The sequence below is a fragment of the Alcanivorax sp. HI0083 genome, from assembly GCF_001635175.1.
Genome location: NZ_LWFX01001393.1, coordinates 1 through 3,408 on the forward strand (window position 1 = coordinate 1; position 3,408 = coordinate 3,408).

The window sequence follows — 3,408 nt, forward strand, 5'->3', positions numbered from 1 at the left end:
AGCTGCAGGGTCACATCCGGTGCGTAGAACTGCGTTTTCCAGTTGCCATCCTGATCCTGCCTGGCTGGGCCTGTCACCACGGTTGGAGGCTCACCGACATGAAGCCCGAGGTCTACAGCATTGATATTGGCAATTAACGGGATGTTGAGATCATTGATATTGAGAGGCAGGTCCAATATCCCTCCCTCGCCTGCTTGCTGCTGTTCTGCCAGATTCAGCACCAGACTGATCACCAGATCATAAACGGGGAATTCACTGTCTTCCGGAACAGATGCACCCTCAACCACTTCAATAATGTCACCGACTTTGATGGTTTCGATGCCCTGAGAGACCGCGATATCATCCAGCATGGTGGCAATCGGCGCCGCAACACCGCCAACATCCCCGATAGCCGTTGCCAGCAAGTCGGCATCCAGGTCCAGAAATTCTGCCACGTCATCGACCCCGAGATTGGACAGCAGATCACCAAGTCGAACAGTCGCATTTTCCAGGCTATCCAGGCTGGTCGGATCCAGAGAAAACCCCGGCTGCTCCAAAACACGGCCCAACAATGCCCCCAGCAGACTGGCATCACCACCCACCCCGGCCGTACCGCCAGCAGCACTGATAGTGGCAACAACTTCCTTGCGAGTCGCCGCATTCACCGTGATATCCAGGCTGCCGAAAACGGACTGTGGCAGCAGCATGGAGATCGGTTCGTTGCGGGTATAGGTCACCAGTACGGCATTACTTTCTTCAACGAAGTTCACCGGCCGAAACGAAAGAACATCGCTGTCGTCCGCGTCTTCAATCAGGCCGACCTGAACCTGCAACGAGCCATCCTCTTCACTAAAACCCTGAGCCTTAGCGGCGGCAAGTGCCCGGGCCTGGATCACTGCCGTACTGACAAATTGGCCACCACAACTCTGCGCTTCGCCCGCCGCTGCCTGCGCCGCCACATTTACCTGCGCCTGCATTTCGCCACGCAGCATATACAGGCGCGCACCATCCAGTGCCATCACCGACAGGATGACGACGATCACCAGCAATAGCGGCGTAATTACCGTCAGGGCGCCTTGCTGGCGCCGGTAATTACTCGTCGCGGGTCTGTTCACCGAAGGTATCCGGTATGGCCGTGCGGAATGAATCCGCCAGGCGGCGCTGAGTATCCACATAGATAGGAGCAGACAGCTCACTTTTCTCTGCCGGCCGGGAGTCCCGCTGCTGGTTCAGCAGCCAGTCAGTCACCGTTTCCGGCACGTTATCCACCACCTGGTCAGAAACACCAAAGCTGTAGTCCTGCTGGGGTTCGGCTGCTACAGCCAGCCCCGGCAATAGACATACCAAAAGCCATTTTTTCATGGTGCGGCCCTCCCGAATTGTTGACTGAGTTTCTCTGCATAGGCCAGTTCATCCGCCGAGAAACCATATTGAGACTGCAATTCCTGAATGCCTTTTTTGTTATCACTCATCAGGTATGCCACCGCCAGATTCTGTCGAACCGGCCCCTGGCCATTGGCCAACTCCAGTGCAGTACGCAGTTCAAACGCGGCATCGTCATACCGGCCCACCAACAACAAGGCATAACCGTAATCATTGCGCACCTGTGATGTGGCCGGTGCCATGTCGCGGGCCTTTTCCAGATGCGAAATCGCCGACATGACCTCATGGCGTTTCAGCAACACCATGCCCAGGCCATGCTCACTGCGGCCATCACCACAACGGTTGGCCAGGGCCCGATATACCTCTTCCGATTCTTCCAGTTTGCCGGACGCCGCCAACAACTGTCCGTAGCGCAACCAGTGATCGATGGCGTTCATCGGATCATTTTCCAGCTGCGCCAACGCTGCATAATTTCGCCCTTTGGCCATCAGTGTATCGACCATTTCCAGGTCGACCCTCTGCTCTGGCTGCAGCGCATCCTTGCAGACAATGCCAGACACATCCACGGTACCGCTTGCCTGTGCAGGTGCACCTTGGTGGGCGCAGCCCGCCAGCACTGCCAGCAGCGCCCCAGCGCACAGACCTCCCCAATTACTGCCACGCATGTCCCTGCTCCCTTTCATCGTGTCAACGCCTCGGCAATGGATACCACCGCCGGGCCACCTATCAAAATAAATAATGCGGGCAACATAAACGCCATCATGATGACCGTCATTTTCGCGCCAATCCGGTTGGTTTCTTCCCGAATCCGGTTGCGCTCCACGTTCTGCGCTTCTTCAATAATCTGCTCGAGACTGTGTGACACACCCGAGCCCAACTGACTGCTCTGTTTCATCAATACCACGTAGCTGCGCAATACCGGAATCCGTTTGTTCTCCCCCAATTCCTCCAGGGCCTGGCTGCGCTCTGCGCCGGATTTCATCAGTCGGTTAAAGCGGTCGATACGGGTAATCAGAATCGGCAACAAGGGCCGCCCCTGCACGCCGATAATGCGCAGCACCCGTTCCAGAGAGAGCCCCGCTTCCATCAACATTCGCGTCAGGTGGCACAGCTCCACCGCCTCCAGATTCTGGCGCATTTCTGCCTGCGCCCCCATGGTGCGAATCATTCTACGCGGCAGGATAAAACCACCAGCGGACGCCACCAGACCACCCAGAGCGCCAAAGAAAACAAATCCAATGATTGCCACGAACACCGGCAAAAACCAGCAAGACAACAGGTAAATAACCTGGGATTGTTCCCGGGTTTTGCCCATGCCTTTCAGCGCAACGCGAATATCCTCATAGTCACTGGCGGCAAGGGACGACTCGGTCAGCGCTCCGGACAAACGCCACAACCAGAAACCGCCATCATCGCTTTCTGTGTGAGCGCCTGAGGTATCGTTCAGTCGCGCATGAACCCGCGCTCGCATTTCCCATTCACGGGCCTTGAACAACAGCAACCACAAGGCGATCGCCACCAACACTATCGACACGGCCAGCAGCAGATTATTCACGCCCCACCCCCTGCACCATGCGCCAGATAATCACCACCCCGATACCCTGTAGAACACCGGCGATGATCAACATGGTGTGACCGGTATCCGTGCGCAGCAGCACATCGGCATACTTCTCGTTAATCAGCATCATGTAGACCGCCATACCCAGCGGCAGCAAGGTAAAGGCGCCGGCGGTGAAACGCGTTTCTGCCGTGGACGCGAGGAACTCGCGACGCAACTCCTGTTGCGAACGCAGGGAGTTCGCCACTTGCTGCAATACCGGACGAATGGAAGAACCAAAACGGGCAGAGGTACGCAAGGCGATGGAAACCAGCACCAGTGAGGGCACCTGATACAAGCGCGCAAAATCGTCAAAGAGTCCGGTGTAATCACGGCCGGATTCCACCGCGCTACGCAGACGGAAGGTCAGTGACGCAAACACCGGCGGCGCATCCTGGAACGATTCCAGCAGTGAGGCTTCCAGAGAACGGCCCGCCCCCATGTAGCGA

At 57.0% G+C, this 3,408-nt stretch carries 5 protein-coding genes; all 5 read right to left on the reverse strand.

All coding sequences use genetic code 11. The annotated features are described in order from the left end of the window. Positions 1-1,094 (reverse strand): hypothetical protein (locus A3754_RS21120; RefSeq protein WP_197468758.1); only part of this gene is annotated, 1,094 nt, incomplete at its 3' end. Then, positions 1,072-1,341 carry a hypothetical protein gene (locus tag A3754_RS21125; protein ID WP_063521250.1) on the reverse strand — a complete coding sequence of 90 codons (270 nt, stop codon included), beginning with the start codon at positions 1,339-1,341 and terminating at the stop codon, positions 1,072-1,074. The genes A3754_RS21120 and A3754_RS21125, both read right to left, overlap by 23 nt. After that, positions 1,338-2,027, reverse strand: a complete 690-nt coding sequence (locus tag A3754_RS21130) for a tetratricopeptide repeat protein (protein ID WP_063521251.1) — start codon at positions 2,025-2,027, stop codon at positions 1,338-1,340. The genes A3754_RS21125 and A3754_RS21130 overlap by 4 nt, the downstream gene beginning before the upstream one ends. 14 nt (positions 2,028-2,041) lie before the next feature. Further along, positions 2,042-2,917 carry a type II secretion system F family protein gene (locus A3754_RS21135; protein ID WP_063521252.1) on the reverse strand — a complete coding sequence of 292 codons (876 nt, stop codon included), beginning with the start codon at positions 2,915-2,917 and terminating at the stop codon, positions 2,042-2,044. Further along, positions 2,910-3,408: type II secretion system F family protein (locus tag A3754_RS21140; RefSeq protein ID WP_197468759.1), on the reverse strand; the 499-nt coding region annotated here is incomplete at its 5' end. The genes A3754_RS21140 and A3754_RS21135, both read right to left, overlap by 8 nt.